Source organism: Kutzneria viridogrisea DSM 43870 (genome assembly GCF_000525635.1).
Lineage (GTDB): Bacteria > Actinomycetota > Actinomycetes > Mycobacteriales > Pseudonocardiaceae > Kutzneria > Kutzneria viridogrisea.
On sequence record NZ_CP007155.1, the window covers coordinates 1,784,257 to 1,804,381 of the forward strand.

Sequence of the window (20,125 nt, forward strand, 5' to 3'; positions counted from 1 at the left end):
GCACTGTGACGACGGATGTTCGGTGGCGGGTCGGTGTCAGCCACGACTGCATCGGCTCGGGGGTGTGCGCGGGCACGGCCCCGGAGCACTTCAAGCTGGAGGGCGGTTACGCCGAGCCGATCGCCGAGGAGGTGGACCCGGACGAGGCGGTGATCGCGGCGGCGGAGTCCTGCCCGATGGAGGCGATCCTCGTGCGCAACGCGGCCACCGACGAGGTGATCGCCCCGGTGGACTGAGCCATAGGGCTCGCTTATCGGTCCAAGAGAAACAATGACTTGGACCTATGACACCTGCCTGGCCGAGGGTTGCGGAGTCGCTCCCCAACCCCGACCAGGAGGTACGTCATGAGCGTGGAACTGTCCGGCAGCCGGGTTGTCGTCATCGGCGGTGGCTCGGGCATCGGCCGCAAGCTGGCCTGCGCGGTGTCCAAGGCGGGCGCCGAGGTCGTGCTCGCCGGTACCGATCCGCGCAAGCTGGAGTGGACTGCGGGCGAGTTGCCCGGCCCGGTCCGCGTGCGGCGGGTGGACCTGGCCGAGGAGTCCACCGTGGCCGAACTCGCCGCCTCCGTGGGCACGATCGACCACCTGGTGTCCACGGCGGGGGCCGCCGCCAACGGCCCGGTCACCGAGCTGGCGCTCGCCGAGGTGCAGCGCGCGTTCGCGGCCAAGGTCACCGGCCCGCTGCTGCTGGCCAAGCACCTCGCGGGCCGCTTCGCCGAGGGCGGCTCGATGACCCTGTTCTCCGGGGTGGTCGCCTGGCGGCCCGCACCGGGACGCGCCGTCATGGCCACCACCAACGGCGCGCAGTCCTTCCTGGTCAAGGCGCTGGCCCTGGAACTGGCCCCGCTGCGGGTCAACTCGGTGTCCCCGGGCATCGTGGACTCCGGGCTGTGGGACGGCATGGGCGAGGGCAAGCGCGAGTTCCTGGACGGGGTGGCCCGCGGCAACCCCACCGGCCGGTTCGGCAGGCCGGAGGACCTGGTCGAGGCCGTGCTGTTCGCCATGGGCAACCGGTTCCTCACCGGCACCACCCTGCACGTGGACGGCGGCGGTCAGCTCGTCTGAACCAGCGTGCCGTGCTCGGCCAGCACCTCGGCGAACTCGGCGACGGGCCCGGTGGGCCGCACCCGGCTGTACGCCACGAGTTCGCGCAGCCAGGGCGGGTCCAGGCGCCGCACGTCGGCCGCCAACCCGGTGGGCACCACGTTGCCGGGCACCAGCACCGGGCCCATGCCGCTGGCGGCCAGCCGCAGCGCGGTCGCCGTGGACTGGGTGCGGATCGCCACCCCGGGCCGCACGCCCGCCGCGGCGAAGGCCTCGTCCACGGCCGTGCTCAGGCCGTTGCTGCGGTCGAACAGCACCCAGTCGTGACCGTCCAGTTCGGACAGTCGCAGCGGGCCGCCGCCGGGCAGCAGCCCGCTGGGCAGCACGGCCACGAACTCCTCGTGCCCCAGCGAGCGCACCGGACCGTCCCATGTGGACGGTCGGGGGCCGATCGCCACGTCCGCGACGCCCAGCGCCATCTGGGCGGCCAGCTCCTCGCCGTCACTGAACTCGCGCAGCACCAGCTCGACCCCGGGGTGGTCCCGCCGCCACACGTGCAGCGCCGCGGGCAGCACGCCCAGCGCCACCGAGTGCACCGTGGCGATCTGCAACTCGCCCTCGTCCAGCCCGCCGACGGCCCGTGCCGCGCTGCGGGCACGCCGCGCGCTGCTCACCGCGGCCTGGGCGTGCGGCAGGTACGCCCGTCCCATCGGGGTCAGCCGGACGTCCCTGGTCAGCCGTTCCAGCAGTTCCCCGCCGACCTCGCGCTCCAGCGCGCGGATCTGCTGGGACAGCGCGGGCTGGCTGACCAGGAGCCGTTCGGCGGCCCTGGTGAACGAGCGGTCCTCGACCACCGCGAGCAGGTACTCCATCCGCCGCAGACTCACCGGCTGGACGGTACCGGGCTCAGACCCGGACCAGCACCTGGTCCAGGGACTTGCGCACCAGGTCGGGCACCTCGGCGTCCGGCGCGGGGTAGCCGATCGGGATCACCGCGAACGCCTTCTCGTTGTGCGGGCGGTTCAGCACCTCGGACAGGAAGCGCATCGGGCTGGGCGTGTGGGTCAGCGCGGCCAGCCCCGACAGGTGCAGGGCGGTCAGCAGCATGCCCACCGCGATGCCCACCGACTCGTTGACGTAGTAGTGCTTGTGGCTGCTGCCGTCCGGGCCGAGGAAGTAGCGCTGCTCGAACACCACGACCAGGTGCGGTGCGTCGGTCAGGTGCGGCTTGTGCTCGTCGGTGCCCAGCGGGCGCAGCGCGGACAGCCACTGTTCGCCCAGCCGTCCCGCGTAGGCCTCGTGCTCCTCGGCCTCGGCCGCCTCGCGGATGTGCGCGCGCACCTGCGGATCGGACACCAGCACGAAGGTCCACGGCTGTTGGTGGGCGCCGGAGGGCGCGGTGGAGGCCACCGAGATGGCGTCGAGCACCAGTTGCTCGGGCACCGGGTCGGTGGAGAAGGCCCGCACGGTGCGGCGCTGCCACATCTGCTCCCGCAGCCGCGCGGCGGTGGCCAGCGACTGTTCGACGGGCATGCGCGCGGGCCGGTAGGGCACGCCGGCGTAGTCCCTGCCGTGCATCGGGGTCCAGGTCGTCATGAAGTTCGAGTATTACGGAACATCGGGGCCACCGGTAGAGGCAACTCACACTTGCGGTGCGTCACAGCGCCAGGTCGGACGGGGTTACGTAGGCTCACCAGTCATGCGCAGGCTCGGGGTCATGGGCGGCACCTTCGACCCGATCCACCACGGACACCTGGTCGCCGCCAGCGAGGTGCAGTCCAAGTTCGACCTGGACGAAGTGATCTTCGTGCCCACCGGTCAGCCGTGGCAGAAGAGCCAGCGCGAGGTGGCCGCCGCCGAGGACCGCTACCTGATGACGGTGATCGCCACCGCCTCGAACCCGCGGTTCTCGGTGTCCAGGGTGGACATCGACCGGGACGGCCCCACCTACACCGCGGACACCCTGCGCGACCTGGCCGACCGCTACCCGGAGGACAAGCTGTTCTTCATCACCGGGGCGGACGCGCTGGAGCAGATCGTGTCCTGGAAGCGCGTGGACGAACTGTTCGACCGCGCGCACTTCATCGGCGTCACCCGTCCCGGCTACCAGCTGGACGGCCACCACCTGCCCGAAGGGGCGGTCAGCCTGATCGAGGTGCCCGCCATGGCCATCTCCTCCACGGCCTGCCGCGACCGGGTCTGCGCCGGTGAGCCGGTCTGGTACCTGGTGCCCGACGGGGTCGTGCAGTACATCTCCAAGCGCGGGCTCTACCGCTGCTGACGGAAGTGCTCGGCCGCGTCCAGCCCGGCCACCCGCTCCGGGGCGATCCAGGTGAACTCCTGGTGCTCCGCGGGGTTGAGCACGACCTCGCCCCTGCCCTGCTCCTCGGCGGTGTAGATGCGCGCGTGGATGGTCAGCTCGCGCCCGTCCACGTCCGGCCAGCTCGTCCGCGACCGCTCCCCGAGCAGGCGCACCGTGAGACCGGTCTCCTCGGCCACCTCGCGCACCGCCGCCGCCTCGTGCGCCTCACCGGGCTCCACCGTGCCGCCCGGCAACTCCCACTTGCCGCCCAGGAACACGCCCGGGCCGCGGCGCAGGAACAGCACCTGCCCGTCCCGCTCGATCCAGCAGTACACCAGGTGCTTGTCCGTCATCGCCCCATCCTGCCCGCCCCGCAAAACCGGAAGGTGGCTTTCACCGCACTGAACGCGGCGAATGGTCCTTTCGCGGCGTGTTTCGGCACGTAAAAACCCCCTCGACCCGGGCCCTGGGTCGAGGGGGCTCACTCGTCAGTCTCGGGGCGCTATCGCGTACGCCCGACGGGACGAAGCGCGAGCGCTCCCTGTGACTTGCCGAGCATTCACGCACCTCCCTTCGGTTGGGCCGCCCTTCGCGGCCGGGTACCACTATCTGATCGTTTCGGTGCCCCTCGGGGCAACTGCTTTTTCGCTGCGTGCGGAGTGCCCTCCACCAGGGCGGTACCCTCGTTGCCGGTACGTGAGCAGTTGATCGAGGGAGAGAAGTGGCAGCCACCGACGAGGCACGACGGCTGGCGCTGGTGGCTGCGGCCGCTGCGGCCGACAAGAAGGCGCACGACGTCATGATTCTCGACGTGTCCGACCAGTTGGTGATCACCGACTGCTTCGTGCTCGCCTCCGCGCCCAACGAGCGCCAGGTCGGCGCGATCGTGGACAGCGTCGAGGAGAAGATGCGCGAGTCGGGCACCAAGCCGGTGCGCCGCGAGGGCGCCCGCGAGGGCCGCTGGGTGCTGCTGGACTTCGTGGACGTGGTCGTGCACGTGCAGCACACCGAGGAGCGCTCGTTCTACGGCCTGGAGCGGCTGTGGAAGGACTGCCCGCGCATCGAGTTCCACGACCCGGCAGCCGGGCAGCAGACCGAGGCGGAGCCCACCGAGGCGGATTCATGAGCCTGAGCCGTGTCGTGCTGTGGCGGCACGGCCAGACCGAGCACAACGCCTCCGGCAAGTGGCAGGGCCACCTGGACTCGCCGCTGACCGAGCAGGGCCTCGCCCAGGCGGCCGCGGCCGTGCCCGCGCTGGCCACCCTGGAGCCCGGCCTGGTCGTCAGCTCCGACCTGCGCCGCGCCGCCGACACCGCGCGGGTCTTCGTCGAGGCGACCGGCACCCCGCTGCGCATCGACAAGCGGCTGCGGGAGACCGACATCGGCCAGTGGCAGGGGCTGACCTCCGCCGAGGTGGAGCAGCGCTTCCCCGGCGGCATCCACACCTGGCAGTACGACCCGACCTGGGCCCCGCCCGGTGGGGAGACCCGGGTGGAGGTCGCCGCCAGGGCCGCCGAGGTCGTCGCGGAGCTGGACACGGAGCTGTCGGGCACCGTGCTGCTGTGCGCGCACGGCGGCCTGATCACCGCGCTGACCGGCCAACTGCTGGGTATGCCGCTGTCGGTGTGGCCGCTGCTGGGCGGGCACGACAACTGCCACTGGGCGGTGCTGGGCCGACGTCCCGGCGGGGACGGTCGCTGGCGCCTGCTGTCCTACAACACCGGGGCGGCGTGACGCGTCTGCTGGTGGTGGCCGACTCGCTGGCCTTCCACGGCCCGCAGGGTCCGCTGCCCGCCGACGACCCCCGGCTGTGGCCCAACCTGGCCGCGGCCGAGCTGGGGGGTGCGGCGGACCTGGTCGCGGGTTTCGGCTGGACCGCCCGCGACGCCTGGTGGGCGATCACCGGTGACCCGCGGTTCTGGGCGGAACTGGCGCACGCCGACGCCCTGGTGCTGGCCGTGGGCTCCATGGACACCCTGCCCTCGCCGCTGCCGACCTACCTGCGGCAGGGCCTGCGCTACCTGCGCCCGGACGGCCTGCGCCGCAGGGCCCGTGCGGCCTACCTCGCCGCCCAGCCCGTGCTGTCCCGCGTCATGGGCGGCTGGCCGGTGGCCCTGCCGCCCCGGTTGACCCTGAGCTACCTGCACGACTGCGTGCGCTCGGTCCGCGCCCTGCGCCCCGGCCTGCCCGTCTACGGCTTCGAGCCCTCCGTGCACCGCGCCGCCGCGTACGGCCGTGCCCACCCCGGGCGCTCCGCCGGGGTCGCCGCGATCCGCGCCTGGTCGGCCCGCGACGGCATCCCCCTGCTGGACGTGCCCGCGCTGGTCGGCGAGCACGTGCTCGGCGGGCACGGCAACCCCGACGGCATGCACTGGGGCTTCGCGGGCCACCGGGCGGTCGGGCACGCCCTGGCCGAGTTGGTCCGCACGGCCCAGCCCTCGGCCACGTAGGCTGGTCGCTCGTGTCCGTCGCCGTCGTCACCGACTCCACCGCCTACCTGCCCGAGGGCTTCGCCAAGCGGTGCTCGGTGCGGGTGATCCCGCTGCACGTGCTGGTGGACGGCGCGGGCCGGTTGGACGGGGTGGACTTCGGCCCGGTCGAGCTGGCCACCGCCCTGGGCGACCGCCGCGCGGTGACCACCTCCCGCGCCAACCCCGCCGAGCTGGCCGCCGAGTACCGCAGGGCACTGGACGAGGGCGCCGACTCGGTGGTCGCCGTGCACCTGTCCGGCGAGCTGTCCGGCACCTGGCAGGCCGCCTGGCAGGCCGCCGAGGAGGTCGGCCCGGACAAGGTGCGCATCGTGGACTCGCGGTCCACCGCCATGGGCCTGGGCTTCGCCGTGCTGGCCGCCGCGGACGCCGCGGCACAGGGCGCCTCGCCCGCCGAGGTGGAGGCCGCCGCGACCCGGGTCGCCGCCCGCGCCCGCACCTACTTCTGCGTGGAGACCCTGGAGCACCTGCGGCGCGGCGGGCGGATCGGCACCGCCGCCGCGCTGGTCGGCACGGCCCTGTCGGTCAAGCCGCTGCTGCACGTGGCGGACGGCCGGATCGTGCCGCTGGAGAAGGTCCGCACCACCAGCCGCGCCATCGCCCGGCTGGTCGAGCTGGCCGCCGACGCGGCGGGGCGCGGCCCGGTCGGCCTGGCCGTGCACCACCTGGCCGCCCCGGAGCGCGCCGCCGAGCTGGCCGCCAAGCTGGAGTCCCGGCTGCCCACCTCACCCGGCTGCCTGATCTCCGAGGTCGGCCCCGTGATCGGGGCGCACACCGGGCCCGGGGTACTGGGTGTGGTGGTGCTGCCCGGCGGGCTGCCAGTGGCCGACCTGCCAGTCTGACACCGGGGTCCGACAGTCCCGTTCGGACCGGCCCTCCTGGCGGCCAGTTGTCCACAGCCGCCGAGTTGTCCACATCCCGATCTTCGGGCGGGGTGCCCGGGCGGTCCGCGGTCCTAGCGTCGGTCCCGTGCTCTCCCGACTGCGTTCCCCCGATGAGACCGACCAGGTACGGCAACGCCTGGCCGAGCTGGCAGGTGTGCAGCTGCCGCCGCCACCGAGCGGTGGCCTGATCGAGCGGTGGCTGCCCGGTGGAGCACGGGCAGGGCGGCGCACGCACGCGCTGATCGCGATCGCGGTGCTCGCCGCCCTGCTCACGGCCGCCGTCCTGTGGTGGCCCAGACCCGCCCCGGAACGACCTCCGGCGCCCGCGGTGCCCGCCGCCGCGGCACCCTCCGCCAGCATGGTGGTCAGCGTGGTCGGCAAGGTGGCCCGCCCCGGCCTGGTCACCCTGCCCGAGGGCGCGCGGGTGGCCGACGCCCTGCGCGCGGCCGGTGGCCCACTGCCCGATGCGGACCTGGGCACGCTCAACCTCGCCCGCAAACTCGGTGACGGAGAACAACTCCCGGTCGGTCTGCCCGCGGCCGATCCCGCTGCGCAGGCCCCCACCAAGATCGACATCAACACCGCGACCGAGGCGCAGCTGGTGCAGTTGCCCGGCGTGGGACCCGCCACCGCCCAGCGCATCGTCCAGTGGCGGTCCAAGCACGGCCGCTTCCAGCGGATCGAGCAGTTGCGGGAGATCAGTGGCATCGGCGACGCGAAGTTCGCCGGTCTGAAGGACCTGGTGCACGCATGATCCGCCAGACCCCCGTGATCCCGGCCGCCCTGGCGGTGTGGGCCATGGCCGCTGCCGGACTCCTGTTCGGCTGGCCCTGTGCCGCGCTGATCGGCGGCTGTGCCGTGGCCGGTGGCGTCCTCGCGGCGATCCGGTCCCTGCGCTGGCGCCCGGCCGCCGTGCTGCTCGTACTGGTCGGCGCGCTCGCCGCCTGCTGGATCACCCTGGTCCTGCGCGACAGCGAGTCGCACCCGCTGCGGGCCGAGGCCGAGCACGGCGCGGTCCGCACTCTGCGCGTGGAGGTCGCCGACCGCCCACATCCCTTGCGCACAGCGGGTTTCGGCGGCCGACAGGGCGGCGCCGACCGGGTTGCCCTCCCGGTGCGCGGTGCCGGAGCGGACCTGCTCGTGCTCGCCCCGGTGCGGCACTGGGGCGAGCTGCTGCCCGGCCAGCTCGTCACGGTCTCGGGGCGGCTCGCCCCGGCCAAGCCGCACGAACTCACCGTCGCCGTGGTGCAGGCCCGCGGCGACCCCGCGGACCCGACCCCCGCCCCGATCTGGCAGCAGGCAGCGGGGTGGCTGCGCGCCGGTCTGCGCCAGGCCGCCACCGTGCTGCCCGCCGAACCCGCCGGGCTCCTGCCGGGACTGGTCGTCGGCGACACCAGTGGACTGTCCCCACGGGTCGCTGAGGAGTTCGCCACCTCCGGCATGACCCACCTGCTCGCCGTCAGCGGGGCCAACCTCGCGATCGTGGCCGGGGCCGTGCTGTTCGGCCTGCGGCTGCTCGGGCTCGGCCCCGTGGTGTGCGGGCTCGGCGCCGGACTGGCCATGGCCGGGTTCGTGGTGCTCGCCGGGCCGCAACCCAGCGTGCTGCGGGCCGCCGTGATGGGCGGCATCGGGCTGCTCGGCCTGGTGCTGGGGCGGCCCCGGTCCGCGCTGCCCGCACTGGCCTGGACGGTGGTCGTGCTGGTGCCGCTGGACCCCGGGCTGGCCCTCAACGCGGGTTTCGCCCTGTCCGCGCTGGCCACCGGCGGGCTGGTGCTGATCGCACCGAGGTGGGCGGACCGCCTGCGGGCCAAGGGGGTGCCGCCCGGTCTGGCCGAGGTGCTGGTCGCGCCGCTGGCCGCGCACCTGGTCACCGCCCCGGTCATCGCCGGGCTCAGCGGGGAGGTCAGCCTGGTGGCGGTCCTCGCCAACCTGGTCGCCGAACCCGTGGTGGCACCGGCCACGGTGCTCAGTGTGCTGGCCACCCTGGCGATGCCGGTGCACCACGGCGCCGCGGAGTTGCTCGTGCACGCCGCCGGTCCCGAGGCGAGCTGGCTCGTCCTGGTCGGACGGCACGCCGCGGCCACGCCGCTGGCCACCCTGCGCTGGCCCGGTGGCTGGGTCGGCGGCCTCGTACTGGTCGCCGCCATCGGTGCGGCGGTGCTGGTGGTCCGCTCACCCCGTGCGCGGGCACTGGCCGCCGCGGTGCTGGTCGGCGCCGGAGTCGTGCTGCTGCCCACCAGGTTGACCGGCGCGGGCTGGCCGCCCACGGGCTGGTCCGCGGTGGCCTGCGACGTGGGGCAGGGCGATGCCCTGGTCGTGGCCACCGGCGACCCGTCGCGGGCGGTGCTGGTCGACACCGGGCCGGACCTCAGCGCCGTGATCGGCTGCCTGCGCAGGCTCGGCGTGCACCGCCTGCCACTGGTGTTGATCAGCCACCTGCACGCCGACCACATCGGCGGCCTCGCCTCGGTGCTGGCCGACTACCAGGTCGGCGCCGTGGGGGTCGGCCCGCTGCACGAACCCGGCTGGGCGTGGCAGCAGGTGAACCGGGACGCCGCGTCGGCCGGGGTGCCGATCGTGGACCTCGCGCTGGGCCAGCGCTGGGAGTGGCCCGGACTGACCATGGAGGTGCTCGCGCCACGCGAGGTGCCCAGCACACTGGGTCGCGACCCGGCGGGCACGCCGATCAACGACGCCTCGGTCGTCGTGCGGGCCAGCACCCCGGCCGGGCGGGTGCTGCTCAGCGGCGACGTCGAGCTCTCCGGCCAGGCCGCCCTGCTCGCCTCCGGCCAGGACCTGAGCGCCGAGGTGCTCAAGGTGCCGCACCACGGTTCGCGCTACTCCCTGCCCCGGTTCCTGGAACGTGTGCACCCCTCAGTTGCCGTGGTCAGCGTCGGAGCGGGCAACACCTTCGGCCACCCCAGCCCGCTCGTGCTCGACGCGCTCACCCGCGGCGGCACCACCGTGCTGCGTACCGACCAGGACGGCGACCTGGCCGTCCTGCCCGGCAGCGACCACCCCCACCTGGCCCGCCGCGGCGAACCCCGCGCCCCACCCCACTGACCCCTCACCCCGGCGAGTCCCGCTCTGGGGCGCGCGAGTCCCGCTCACTGGATGAGCTCGGTTGCCCGATCCCGCAGCGAGTGCGGTCCGACGAACTAGTGCCGTGCCACGCGGGGCACCACGAGGCCGGTCTCGTAGGCCAGGGCCACGACCTGGGCGCGGCTGGACAGGCTCAGCTTGGCCATGGCGCGGTTGAGGTGCGTCTTGACGGTGGCCTCGCTGATCACCAGGTGGTCGGCGATCTCGGAGTTGGACATGCTGCGGCCGACCAGTCGTAGCACCTCCACCTCGCGGCCGGTGAGCGACTCCAGTTCGGGAGGCGGTCCCGAGGCGAGCGGGCGCTTGGCGTAGGCCTCGATCAGCCTGCGGGTGACGCTGGGCGCGAACAGCATGTCCCCGGCGGCGATGGTGGTGATCGCCGCGAGCAGCCGCTCCGGCTGGGTGTCCTTGAGCAGGAAGCCCGCGGCGCCCGCCCGCAGCGCGGAGTAGACGTACTCGTCGAGGTCGAAGGTGGTGAGGATGAGCACCCTGGGTGGGTTGTCCCCGGCGGCGGCGAGGATGCGCTCGGTGGCCTCCACCCCGTTCATGTGCGGCATGCGGATGTCCATCAGCACCACCTCGGGCCGGGTGGCCGCGGCCTTGCGCACGGCGTCGGCCCCGTCGGTGGCCTCGCCGACCACGTCCAGCCCGGGCGCGGCCCGGATCAGGGCGGCGAACCCGGCGCGCACCAGGTCCTGGTCGTCCACGACCAGCACGCCGATCATCCGGCCTCCCCCTCACAGGTCATGGCCAGCGGCAGGGTCAACGTCACCACGAAGCCGCCGCCGGGCGCGGCGCCCGCGCTCAGCTTGCCACCGTAGAGCTTGGCGCGTTCCAGCATCCCGGCGATGCCCTGTCCGCGCTGTTCCCCGGCCGCGTCGGGGGCCCGCACTGCTCCGTCGTCCCGCACCCGCAGGGTGAACTCGGTGCGACCGTAGTCCAGGTCCACCGAGGCCCTGGCGGGCCGCGCGTGCTTGAGCACGTTGGTCAGCGACTCCTGCACCACGCGGTAGGCGCACTGGTCCAGGCCGGGTGGCAGCGGGCGCGCTGCACCGAAGGTGCGCACCTCCACGGGCACGCCTGCGGCGCGGACCCGCTCGGCGAGTTCGGTGAGCCTGCCCAGCCCCGGCGCGGGTGCGTAGTCACCGCCCTCGTCCGCGCCGACCCTCAGCACGTTGAGCAGTCGCCGCATCTCGGTGAGCGCCTCACTGCTGGTGTCGGCGATGGTGCCCAGGGCGGCGCGTGCGGTGACCGGGTCGGACTCGAACACGTAGCGGGCCAGCCCGGCCTGCACGCTGACCACCGACATGTGGTGTGCCACCACGTCGTGCAGTTCGCGGGCGATGCGCACCCGCTCCTCGGTGACGGCGCGCGCAGCGCGGTCCTCGTGCTCGTGGCGCAGTTGCTCGGTGAGCAGGGCCAGCTGCTCGTTGCGCTCGGTGAGCTTGCGCCTGCCCCAGCCGAACGCGTAGGCGGCGGTGGTGAGCACGGCGGCGATCAGCACGTCGGCGAGCACGTGGAAGCTGGTCACCTGTGAGGCGACCAGGATCAGCACGAGGAAGGAGGAAGCCGCGCAGATCTTGGCCCGCCGGGGCGCGCACTGGGCGGCCACGGTGTACATCGTGAGCAGCAGGCCGACGTCGACGAGCGCGTCGATGTAGCCGCTGAAGGAGCAGGCGAGCATGGCCAGCCCGACCACGGCCATGCTGCTCACCGGGGCCAGCCTGCGCACGGCGACGGGAAGGATGGTCAGCGACGTCAGCACGATCGCGAGCGGGTCGAAGCCAACGAAGCCGGGGTTGTGGCTGTTGTAGGCGTAGCCGATGGTGATCGCGAGCAGGACAAGGGCGAGAACTACGTCCTGCACGACCGGGTTGATCGCGTGCACCCATCGCGCCAGGAGCAGCATCGGCCTCACCAGCGAACGGTAGCGCCAGGGGGAGCGGTCCCGCATCCAGTCCGCGCCGCACTTCGGCATACCGCAGCCGCGGTACACGCCTGGTGGAAGGTCAATCCCGGGTCGGACGACCGGCGGGCCCCGACTCACTAGTTTCTGTGGTGGCCGGGAACCGAACCAGGGGGGACTGTTCCCGACAAGCCGAGGGTCGTGTCTGAGGGGGGACGGTCCTCGACGCTTCCAGGCGTCCCGCTCCCCAGCCGGACGCGTGGATGACCCGCCGTGGACCGTGGCACGCCTCGTCCCGGTCCACGGCGGGCACCCGGCTCAGCGGCCGAGCGCCTCGATCACGGCCTCGGCCGAGGGCGGCACGGTGGCGCGCGGCCCCACCTGGTCGGCCACGGCGTCCAGGGTCTTCAGACCGTCGCCGGTGATCAGCAGCACGGTCTCCGCGTCGGGGTCCAGCTTGCCGCTCTCGGCCAGCTTCTTGGCGGTGGCCACGGTGACCCCGCCCGCGGTCTCGGCGAAGATGCCCTCGGTCCTGGCCAGCAGCCGGATGCCCGCGACCACCTCTTCGTCGGTGACGTCCTCCACGGCGCCACCGGTGCGGCGCACGGTGTCCAGCACGTAGGGGCCGTCGGCGGGCGCACCGATCGCCAGCGAGCGCGCGATGGTGTCGGGGCGGACCGGGGTCACCACGTCGGTGCCCGCCTTGTACGCCGAGGACACCGGGGAGCAGCCGGTCGCCTGCGCGCCGAACACCTTGTAGGGGCTGGCCTCCACCAGACCCAGCTCGCCCAGTTCGCGGAAACCCTTGTCCACCTTGGTCAACTGCGAGCCGGAGGCCACCGGCACCACGATCTGGCCGGGCAGTCGCCAGCCCAGCTGCTCGGCGACCTCGTAGGCCAGGGTCTTGGAGCCCTCGGCGTAGTACGGCCGCACGTTGACGTTGACGAACGCCCAGTCCTCGTGCTCGGCGGCCAGCTGGGTGGCCAGCCGGTTCACGTCGTCGTAGTTGCCCTCGACGGCGATCAGCGCCCCGTCGTACACGGCGGTCGTGAGGATCTTCGCCCGCTCCAGCGAGGAGGGGATCAGCACGACCGACTCCCAGCCCGCGCGGGCCGCCGCGGCGGCGACGGCGTTGGCCAGGTTGCCGGTGGAGGGGCAGGCCAGCACGGTGAAGCCCAGCTTGCGGGCCGCGGCCAGCGCGACGGCGACCACGCGGTCCTTGAACGAGTGCGTGGGGTTGCCGGTGTCGTCCTTGACCCACAGGTTGCGCAGGCCCAGCGCGGCACCGAGCCGCTCGGCGCGCACCAGCCTGGTCAGGCCCGGCTCGGTGTTGGGGTGGCTCTGCACGTCGGTGGGCACCGGCAGCAGGCCGCGGTAGCGCCAGATCGACTTGGGCCCGGCCTCGATGTCCTCGCGGCGGATCCGCCCGAAGTCGTAGGCGACCTCGAGCGGGCCGAAACACTCCGAACAGGCGAATTCGGCGGCGAGCGGGATCTGGTGGCCGCACTCCCGGCAGGACAGCGCGCGGGCGGGGCCGAGGTCCAGGGTGGACGTGCCCGAGGCGGAGCGGGCGTCGACAGTCGTCGTCATGGGAGAAATCTCCTCATCTTTCCCACGGGTGGGTCGGAATTGGCACCGGTACGTCACGAGTGACGCCGGTTGCCGGGGCTTCGTCGGGCCGTTCCCTCTGCCCCTCTGGATGAGCGGTGTTCAGTTGTACTTCCGCAGTTCGCAGGTCACGGTACGGCACCGGATCGGCCGGTGACCAGTCGAGTCCAGGATGCGGGAGGACCGTGGCAGGATGGGCGCGTGAGTGCCCCCGCCGTCACGCCCGATCCGCTGCAACTCGTGCTGGGCGAGGAGGAGTTGCTGGTCGAGCGGGCCGTGCGCGCCGCGCTGGACACCGCGCGCGCCGCCGATCCGCAGGCCGATCTGAGCCGGGTGCGGGTGACCGAACTCACCCCGCCCGAGCTGGCCGAACTGCTCAGCCCCTCGCTGTTCGCCGAGGGCAGGGTGGTGGTGCTGGAGGCCGCGCAGGAGGCGGGCAAGGAGATCGCCGAGGCGGTGGTCGCCTACGCCAAGCAGCCCGCGGACGGCATCGTGCTCGTGGTGCAGCACACCGGCGGTGGCCGCAGCAAGGTGGCCAAGGAGCTGCCCGCCGCCCTGCGCAAGGCCGGTGCCGCCGTAGTGGAGTGCGCCAAGATCACCAAGCCCGGTGACCGGGACGCGTTCGTGCGCGAGGAGGTGCGCCGGGCCGGCGGCAAGATCGAACCGGCCGCGCTGGCGGCGCTGGTCGAGGCGGTGGGCTCGGACCTGCGTGAACTGGCCGCCGCCGCCGCGCAGCTGGTGGCCGACACCGACGGCAGGATCACCGAGGCCGAGGTGCGGCGCTACCACCAGGGCAAGGCCGAGGTGACCGGCTTCGCGGTGGCCGACAAGACCGTGGTCGGCGACCTGCCCGGCGCGCTGGAGGCCCTGCGCTGGGCGATGCAGCTGGGGGTGGCCCACGTGCTGGTGGCCGACGCGCTGGCCGAGGGCGTGCGCACGGTGGCGAAGGTGGCCTCGGCGGGGCGGGGCGACCCGTTCCGCATGGCCGGTGACCTGGGCATGCCGCCGTGGAAGGTCAAGCGGGCGCAGGGGCAGGCCAGGGGCTGGACCCCGGCCGGGCTGGCCGAGGCCATGCAGGTGGTGGCCGGGCTCAACGCCGAGGTCAAGGGCATGGCCGCCGATCCGGAGTACGCGCTGGAGCGGGCCGTGCTGCGCATCGTGCGGGCGCACGAGCTGCCGTAACGAGAACGGCGAGAACGACGAAGGGCCCCGCACACCAGGTGCGGGGCCCTTCGCGCTGCTGGCTCAGGCCAGGCCGTTGACCTGCTTGGTCAGGGCCGACTTCTTGTTGGCGGCCTGGTTGGCGTGGATGACGCCCTTGCTGGCCGCCTTGTCCAGGCTGCGCGAGGCGGCACGGACCAGCTCGACGGCCTTGTCCTTGTCACCGGCCGCGATGGCCTCGCGAACCTTGCGGATCGCGGTCTTGACGCTGGACTTGACGGCCTTGTTGCGCAGGCGGGCGGCCTCGTTGGTCTTGATCCGCTTCTGCTGCGACTTGATGTTGGCCATGCGCGTACCTCTCAGTTCACTGCTGTCCGGGGTGTCGCGCTCTGTTGGCGTTCACGCGGGGTGACCGCGTGAGATTTCCTCCACGACGGAAAGCCGCACGACACGACGGACGAGTCTAACCGATGGTGAACGGTGCCCGTTGACCGCCCACCACGACCTCGTAGCCGCCCCTGGCCACCTCGCGCTTGCCGTCCCCGTTGACGTCCCCGGTGGTCAGCGCGAGCTGGCTGGCCGGGAAGGTCACGCTGACGGTGCGCTGCTCGCCGGGCTTCAGGTCCACCCTGGCGAACCCGGCCAGCCGCTGGTCGGGCACCAGCACCGGGCTCACCGGCTGGTGCACGTACACCGGCACCACGGCGGACCCGGCGGTGCCACCGGTGTTGGCCACGGTGACCTGCACGGTGATCTTGCCGTCCGCGCGGATCTGCTTGGTCACCGTCGGCGCCGAGGTGGTGAAGGTGGTGTAGGACAGGCCCGCGCCGAAGGGGAACTGCGGGTCGTACTTGGAGCTGTCCCCGCCGTTGGCGCCCGGCAACTGGTCGTAGGACATGGGCTGGTCGCCGACCGTCTTGGGCCAGGACACCGGCAGCTTGCCGGAGGGGTTCGCCCTGCCGAACAGGATGTCGGCCAGCGCGTGCCCGCCCTCGGTGCCGGGCAGCCAGCCCTGCAACAGGGTCGGCGCGTCCGCCACGGAGCCGAGCACCAGCGGGCGGCCGGTCATCAGCACCACGACCACCGGCTTGCCGGTCGCCCGCGCGGCGTCCACCAGGGACTGCTGCGCGGCGGTCAGCACCGGGTTCTCGTTGTCGTTGTTGCCCTCCGCGCCTGCCTTCTCGCCCAGGGCGACGATCACCGCGTCGGCGTCGGCCGCCTGCGCCACCATGCCCGCCTGGTCGGCCGCCGCGGTGACGGTCGCCGAGGGCACGGCCTCCTTGACGCCCTGCAACAGGGTGGTGATCGGCGGCACGGGACCCTTCGGGTCGATGCCCTGCCAGTTCACCGTCCAGCCGCCGAACTGCTCGGAGGGGTTGTCCGCGGCGTCCCCGGCCAGCACCAGCTTGTGCACCCCGGTGGACAGCGGCAGCGTCTTGTTGTCGTTGCGCAGCAGCACGGCCGACTCGGTGGCGGCCTGCCTGGCCAGGTCCCGGTCCGCGCCGTTCACCGCGGCGTCGGCCTTGTTCGCGTCCACATAGGGCTTCTCGAACAGGCCGAGGTCGAACTTCAGCTTGAGGACGCGCGACACGGCCTCGTCGATGCGCTGCCCGCTGACCAGTCCCTTGTGGACGTCATCGACCAGTGCCTTGGTGAACACGGCGGCGTTGGAAGGCTCCATGGACATGTCCACGCCCGCGTTCACGCTCATGGCGATGGCCGTCGGGTAGTCGGCGGCCACGTGGTAGCGGTCCACCAGGTACTGCATGTCCTGCCAGTCGCTGACGGTCACCCCGGTGAAGCCCATGCGCTGGCGCAGTTCGGTGGTCAGCATGAACTTCGAGGCGTGCACCGGGACCCCGTTGATGGCACCGGAATCGGCCATCGCGGTGAGCACCCCGGCGTCGATCTGGCCCTGGTACGCGGGCAGGAACACGTCCTGCAACTCACGCAGGGGGATCTGCGATGGCGAGCGGTCGTGCCCGTTGAGCGGCATCGAGTACCCGGCGAAGTGCTTGACCGTGGCGGCGAGCCGGGCCGTGTCGCCCTTGCCGTCGTAGGACTGCATGCCCTGCACGATCGACCCGGCCAGGGTGCCCGCCAACTGCGGGTCCTCGCTGAGCGTCTCGTAGTAGCGGCCCCAGCGGGTGTCCCTGGCGATGTCGGAGACCGGGGCGAAGTCCCAGAACACGCCGGTGGCCCGCATCGCCTTCGAGGTGGACTCGCCCAGCTTCTTGGCCAGCGCCGTGTCCCAGGTCGCGCCGATCCCGATCTGCTGCGGGAACATCGTCGCGGTGACCAGGTTGTTGTGCCCGTGCACCCCGTCGGCCCCGTAGATCACCGGGATCCTGAGCCGGTTGTGCTCCAGGGCGTAGCGCTGGATGCCGTTGGTCATCTCCGCCCAGGCCTGCGGGGTGTTCTGCACCGGGTAGTCCCCACCGCCGGACAGGATGGACCCGACGTGCGCGTCGGTCAGCACGGCCTTCATGCAGTCGTTGTTCAGCGGGCCGTTGGCGTAGTCGCAGTCCCCGCGCAGCTTGCCCACGCGGATCTGCACCATCTGGCCGACCTTCTCCTCCAGGGTCATGCGGCCGAGCAGGTCGCGGACCCGGAGGTTGGTCGGCACCGAGGCGTTGAGGTAGAGCGGCTTGCCGCGGTCGTCGGAGCCCGCGGGCCCGCTCGGGTCGGCCTGGCCGCTCGCCTGGGCCAGGGTCAGCGAGAGAGCTGCCACCGCCGTCATGGCCAGTGCGGCCCGCAGCCGGGGTCGGAACCGTGTCATGTGGACACCTAAGCCTTGTGAGGTGGCTCACCAACAGGGCCGAACGGCGGAATTTGAGAGCGCTCTCATGGGATGTGCCCGCTGTGCCCGCTGCGCTCTTGGCGATCCTCCGGATCGCGGCGTCTTCGCTGAGGTCCGGTCTCTTCCCTTGTCCCACGATGATCACTGGACAGATGTGATCATCGTGGGCCCGCGGTCCAGAGACCGGCGCGAAGACGCGGGCCTGGGGGCGAAGGGTGGGGCGGGTTCGTGGATGGGAACGGGGGCAGGAGGCGCAGGGGGAGCGGGGCGCTTACCGGGGACTGGCGCGAAGACGCGGGCACGGGGTGGGCGGGTTCATGGATGGGAACGGGGGTGGCGGGAGACACAGGGGGAAGAGGGGTGTGAGGCGCTTAGGGTCGGGGCGTGGGGACAGGGGTGGAGTGGGCGGGGTTCGGGCAGGTCTCGGTGGGGGCGTTGCTGCTGCTGTGCGCGGCGGCGTTCCTGGCGGGGGCGGTGGACGCCGTGGTGGGCGGCGGCGGGCTGATCCAGTTGCCCGCGCTGCTGCTGGTGGCCCCGGGTGGCCTGCCGATCTACTCCCTGGCGACCAGCAAGGTGGCCTCCTTCTTCGGTACGGCCTCGGCGGTGCCCGCGTACGCGCGCCGCACCGAGATCGAGTGGCGCTCGGCCGTGCCGATGGCGGTCATGGCTCTGCTCGGATCCCTTGCGGGAGCGGCATTCGCCTCCGTGCTGCCGGCGACGGTGCTCAACATCATCGTGTGGGTCGCACTGGTGGGCGTGGGGATCTACACCTGGCGCAAGCCGGACTTCGGCGTGCGGGACCTGTGGCGGCACAGCGTGCGGCGGCGCACGGCGATCATGTGCGCGGTGGGCGGCCTGATCGGTTTCTGGGACGGGCTCGCGGGGCCGGGAACGGGCTCGTTCCTGGTCTTCGCGCTGGTGGGGCTGGTGGGCTACGCGTTCCTGCGCGCCTCGGCCACGGCCAAGGTCGTGAACAGTGCGACGAACATCGGGGCGCTGCTCCTGTTCGCTCTGAGCGGCAAGGTCTTGTGGGGCCTCGGCCTGGTGATGGCCGTCTGCAACGTCACGGGCAGCCTGCTGGGTGCGCGCATCGCGGTGAGCCGGGGCTCGGCGTTCATCCGCCGGGTCTTCCTGACGGTGGTCGTGACCCTGCTGATCACCCTCGGCTGGAAGATCGCGCTGAGCTGAGGGATCGGCGTCCCCGCTGGGACTAGTCAGTCTCATAGTGCAACCGATACGCTCAGCGGCGTGACGGAGCTGAAGTACGAGCAGGGACCGAGCACCGAGGCCGAGATCCTGGTGGCGGCCGAGCCCGCCGCGGTGTGGCCGCTGGTCTGCGACATCAACCTGCCCGCCCGGTTCAGCACGGAGTTTCAGGGCGGGGACTGGCTGGACGGTGCCGCCGAGCCCGCCGCGGGCTGCCGGTTCACCGGGCGCAACGAGCACGAGGCCATCGGCCGCTGGGAGACGGTGTCGACCATCGTGGACTTCCAGCGCGAGCGGCTGTTCGCCTGGGTGGTCGGCGACCCGGCCAACCCGTCCGCGCAGTGGCGGTTCGAGCTCAGCGCGGGGGAGGGCGGCACGGTGCTGCGGCAGAGCGTGCGGCTGGGGCCTGGGCCGTCCGGGCTGACGCCCGCGATCAGGTCCATGCCGGAGAAGGAGGACCGGATCATCCGGCGACGGCTGGCCGAGCTGAACAGGAACATGGCCAGCACCATCGAGGGCATCAAGGCACTGGCCGAGGAACGCGGCTGATGCGCGTCTCGGTGCAGCTCTCGGCGGAGGCCGGGCCGTGGCCGGAACTGGTCGACTACGTGCTGGAGGCCGAGCGGCTGGGGGTCGAGGTCTGCTGGGTGGCCGAGGCGTGGGGCTGCGACGCGGTGGGCCCGCTGGGCTATCTCGCGGCCCGCACCGAGCGCATCCTGCTCGGCTCGGCCGTGCTGCAACTGGGCACCAGGACCCCGGCGATGGTCGCGATGAGCGCGCTGACCCTGGCGCGCATGTCCGGGGACCGGTTCCTGCTGGGGCTCGGCGCGTCGGGGCCGCAGGTCATCGAGGGGCTGCACGGGGTGCCGTTCGCGCACCCGCTGGGCCGGATGCGCGAGACGGTGCGGATCGTGCGCGCGCTGGCCGCCGGCGAGAAGGCGGCCTTCCAGGGCAAGCACTTCCAGCTGCCGCTGCCCGGTGGTGAGGGCAAGCCGATGCGGCTGGCGCAGCCCGCCAACCCGCGCATCCCGGTCTACCTGGCCGCGCTGTCGCCGAAGATGCTGGAGCTGACCGGGGAGATCGCCGACGGCTGGCTGGGGACCAGCTTCGTGCCGGAGGCCGCCGACACCTACCTGGACGCGTTGTCGGCCGGGGCCGCGCGGGCCGGGCGGACCCTGGCCGACCTGGACATCAGCCAGGGCGCCGAGGTGGCGTTCGGCGACAACGTGGAGCAGATGCTGTTGCCGCGCAAGCAGAAGCTCGCGTTCAGCCTCGGCGGCATGGGTTCGGCCACGACCAACTTCTACAACAGCGCCTACGCGCGGCAGGGCTTCGCCGAGGTGGCCGAGCAGGTGCAGCGACTGTGGGTGGCGGGTCGCAGGGAGGAGGCCACCGCGCTGGTGCCCGACGAGATGGTGCTGGCGACCACGCTGATCGGCACCGAGCAGATGGTGCGCGAGCGGCTGGCGGTGTGGCGGGCCGCCGGGGTGGACACCGTGCGGCTGTACCCGGCCGGGGACACGCTCGACCAGCGGCTGTCGACCCTGGCCAGGGCGATCGAACTGCTGCAAGACCCGCCGACCGGAGGGTCCAGCGCGGGCGGGTCCAGCGGCTAGCGTCCGCT

21 protein-coding genes and 1 riboswitch are annotated in these 20,125 nt (G+C 72.8%); of the genes, 13 read left to right on the plus strand and 8 right to left on the minus strand.

The window, feature by feature from the left end; translation table 11 throughout:
- The first annotated feature begins 5 nt into the window (after nt 1-5).
- Nucleotides 6-236 carry a ferredoxin gene (locus KALB_RS07985; RefSeq protein WP_025355201.1) on the plus strand — a complete coding sequence of 77 codons (231 nt, stop codon included), beginning with the start codon at nt 6-8 and terminating at the stop codon, nt 234-236.
- 108 nt (nt 237-344) lie between these two features.
- Nucleotides 345-1,064, plus strand: a complete 720-nt coding sequence (locus tag KALB_RS07990) for an SDR family oxidoreductase (RefSeq protein WP_025355202.1) — start codon at nt 345-347, stop codon at nt 1,062-1,064.
- Here KALB_RS07990 and KALB_RS07995 read toward each other — a convergent pair.
- Entirely contained in the window at nt 1,052-1,930 is an 879-nt protein-coding gene (locus tag KALB_RS07995; protein ID WP_025355203.1) for a LysR family transcriptional regulator, read from the minus strand. The genes KALB_RS07990 and KALB_RS07995 overlap by 13 nt on opposite strands.
- Nucleotides 1,931-1,949: 19 nt before the next feature.
- A complete protein-coding gene (locus KALB_RS08000; protein WP_025355204.1) occupies nt 1,950-2,639 on the minus strand; it encodes a nitroreductase family protein in 690 nt (229 codons plus the stop codon).
- A 103-nt stretch (nt 2,640-2,742) separates the two neighbouring features.
- Between KALB_RS08000 and nadD the strand changes: the two genes are divergently transcribed.
- A complete protein-coding gene (nadD, locus tag KALB_RS08005; protein WP_030109396.1) occupies nt 2,743-3,324 on the plus strand; it encodes a nicotinate-nucleotide adenylyltransferase in 582 nt (193 codons plus the stop codon).
- On the opposite strand, the gene KALB_RS08010 is transcribed toward nadD, so the two are convergent.
- Nucleotides 3,312-3,698 (minus strand): NUDIX domain-containing protein, encoded by a 387-nt coding sequence (locus KALB_RS08010; RefSeq protein WP_025355206.1) that lies wholly within the window; start codon nt 3,696-3,698, stop codon nt 3,312-3,314. The genes nadD and KALB_RS08010 overlap by 13 nt on opposite strands.
- A gap of 368 nt (nt 3,699-4,066) precedes the next feature.
- Here KALB_RS08010 and rsfS point away from each other — a divergent pair, with 368 nt between their 5' ends.
- The 6 genes from rsfS to KALB_RS08040 all read left to right on the plus strand — a co-directional run bounded on the left by rsfS (nt 4,067) and on the right by KALB_RS08040 (nt 9,781).
- On the plus strand, nt 4,067-4,471 hold the full coding sequence (rsfS, locus tag KALB_RS08015) for a ribosome silencing factor (RefSeq protein WP_025355207.1): 405 nt from the start codon (nt 4,067-4,069) through the stop codon (nt 4,469-4,471).
- Complete coding sequence (locus KALB_RS08020; protein ID WP_025355208.1) at nt 4,468-5,079, plus strand: histidine phosphatase family protein; 612 nt, start codon at nt 4,468-4,470, stop codon at nt 5,077-5,079. The genes rsfS and KALB_RS08020 overlap by 4 nt, the downstream gene beginning before the upstream one ends.
- Nucleotides 5,076-5,795: a diglucosylglycerate octanoyltransferase gene (gene octT, locus KALB_RS08025; RefSeq protein WP_042220289.1), complete on the plus strand. Its 720-nt coding sequence runs from the start codon at nt 5,076-5,078 to the stop codon at nt 5,793-5,795. Before KALB_RS08020 ends, octT begins: the two co-directional genes overlap by 4 nt.
- An 11-nt stretch (nt 5,796-5,806) precedes the next feature.
- A complete protein-coding gene (locus KALB_RS08030; protein WP_042220290.1) occupies nt 5,807-6,676 on the plus strand; it encodes a DegV family protein in 870 nt (289 codons plus the stop codon).
- 127 nt (nt 6,677-6,803) lie between these two features.
- Nucleotides 6,804-7,472: a ComEA family DNA-binding protein gene (locus KALB_RS49085; protein WP_025355209.1), complete on the plus strand. Its 669-nt coding sequence runs from the start codon at nt 6,804-6,806 to the stop codon at nt 7,470-7,472.
- The gene (locus tag KALB_RS08040) at nt 7,469-9,781 is read left to right on the plus strand and encodes a ComEC/Rec2 family competence protein (RefSeq protein WP_025355210.1); all 2,313 of its coding nucleotides are present in this window, start codon (nt 7,469-7,471) and stop codon (nt 9,779-9,781) included. Before KALB_RS49085 ends, KALB_RS08040 begins: the two co-directional genes overlap by 4 nt.
- Nucleotides 9,782-9,876: 95 nt before the next feature.
- Here KALB_RS08040 and KALB_RS08045 read toward each other — a convergent pair whose 3' ends face one another.
- The 3 genes from KALB_RS08045 to thrC all read right to left on the minus strand — a co-directional run bounded on the left by KALB_RS08045 (nt 9,877) and on the right by thrC (nt 13,316).
- Nucleotides 9,877-10,545, minus strand: a complete 669-nt coding sequence (locus KALB_RS08045) for a response regulator (protein ID WP_025355211.1) — start codon at nt 10,543-10,545, stop codon at nt 9,877-9,879.
- Nucleotides 10,542-11,729, minus strand: coding sequence for a sensor histidine kinase (locus tag KALB_RS08050; protein WP_030108555.1), 1,188 nt, complete (start codon nt 11,727-11,729; stop codon nt 10,542-10,544). Before KALB_RS08050 ends, KALB_RS08045 begins: the two co-directional genes overlap by 4 nt.
- Before the next feature lie 315 nt (nt 11,730-12,044).
- Nucleotides 12,045-13,316, minus strand: coding sequence for a threonine synthase (gene thrC / locus KALB_RS08055; protein WP_025355213.1), 1,272 nt, complete (start codon nt 13,314-13,316; stop codon nt 12,045-12,047).
- Between the two features lie 10 nt (nt 13,317-13,326).
- Nucleotides 13,327-13,432: riboswitch (SAM riboswitch) on the minus strand.
- A gap of 103 nt (nt 13,433-13,535) precedes the next feature.
- Between thrC and holA the strand changes: the two genes are divergently transcribed.
- Complete coding sequence (holA, locus tag KALB_RS08060; protein WP_025355214.1) at nt 13,536-14,516, plus strand: DNA polymerase III subunit delta; 981 nt, start codon at nt 13,536-13,538, stop codon at nt 14,514-14,516.
- 63 nt (nt 14,517-14,579) lie between these two features.
- Here the strand turns inward: holA and rpsT are convergent, their stop codons facing one another.
- Together rpsT and KALB_RS08070 are read right to left on the minus strand one after the other, a co-directional pair.
- A complete protein-coding gene (gene rpsT, locus KALB_RS08065) occupies nt 14,580-14,843 on the minus strand; it encodes a 30S ribosomal protein S20 (RefSeq protein WP_025355215.1) in 264 nt (87 codons plus the stop codon).
- Nucleotides 14,844-14,958: 115 nt separating this feature from the next.
- Nucleotides 14,959-17,274 (minus strand): glycoside hydrolase family 3 N-terminal domain-containing protein, encoded by a 2,316-nt coding sequence (locus tag KALB_RS08070; protein WP_025355216.1) that lies wholly within the window; start codon nt 17,272-17,274, stop codon nt 14,959-14,961.
- Nucleotides 17,275-17,679: 405 nt separating this feature from the next.
- Between KALB_RS08070 and KALB_RS08075 the strand changes: the two genes are divergently transcribed.
- From KALB_RS08075 to KALB_RS08085, 3 genes are read left to right on the plus strand one after another with little or no spacing between them, the layout of a single operon-like run.
- Nucleotides 17,680-18,483, plus strand: a complete 804-nt coding sequence (locus KALB_RS08075) for a TSUP family transporter (RefSeq protein WP_025355217.1) — start codon at nt 17,680-17,682, stop codon at nt 18,481-18,483.
- Nucleotides 18,484-18,543: 60 nt separating this feature from the next.
- Nucleotides 18,544-19,050, plus strand: coding sequence for an SRPBCC family protein (locus tag KALB_RS08080; protein ID WP_236650199.1), 507 nt, complete (start codon nt 18,544-18,546; stop codon nt 19,048-19,050).
- Entirely contained in the window at nt 19,050-20,117 is a 1,068-nt protein-coding gene (locus KALB_RS08085; protein ID WP_025355219.1) for an LLM class F420-dependent oxidoreductase, read from the plus strand. The genes KALB_RS08080 and KALB_RS08085 overlap by 1 nt, the downstream gene beginning before the upstream one ends.
- The last annotated feature ends 8 nt before the right edge of the window (nt 20,118-20,125 follow it).